Origin of the sequence: Pseudomonas sp. SIMBA_067 (assembly GCF_046534675.1) — a bacterium.
GTDB classification, from domain to species: domain Bacteria; phylum Pseudomonadota; class Gammaproteobacteria; order Pseudomonadales; family Pseudomonadaceae; genus Aquipseudomonas; species Aquipseudomonas putida.
Genome location: NZ_JAWRYH010001098.1, coordinates 1 through 246, shown reverse-complemented (window position 1 = coordinate 246; position 246 = coordinate 1). Strand labels below are relative to the sequence as shown.

Here is a 246-nt window from a genome sequence, read left to right as displayed (position 1 = left end):
CCTGCTCAGGCCCGAATCAGAATGGGTGCGGTCAGCATAATCTGGCAGCGCTTGCGGCAACCTGAAGAATCCCGGATATTACCGCCCGACAGCGCCAGCAACATTTATACTTGATAAACCCTCTGACCATGGAGGGAGTGAAAAAGGGTCTGACATGAAAAAGATTGATGCGATTATCAAACCATTCAAACTCGATGATGTCCGTGAAGCCTTAGCGGAAGTCGGCATCACCGGGATGACCGTGAG

General features: G+C 51.2%; 1 protein-coding gene. It reads left to right on the top strand.

Annotated elements, in window-relative coordinates:
* Positions 1-154 precede the first annotated feature (154 nt).
* Positions 155-246, top strand: a 92-nt coding sequence (locus SB765_RS32665; RefSeq protein ID WP_410932898.1) for a P-II family nitrogen regulator, incomplete at its 3' end; no start/stop codon positions are given.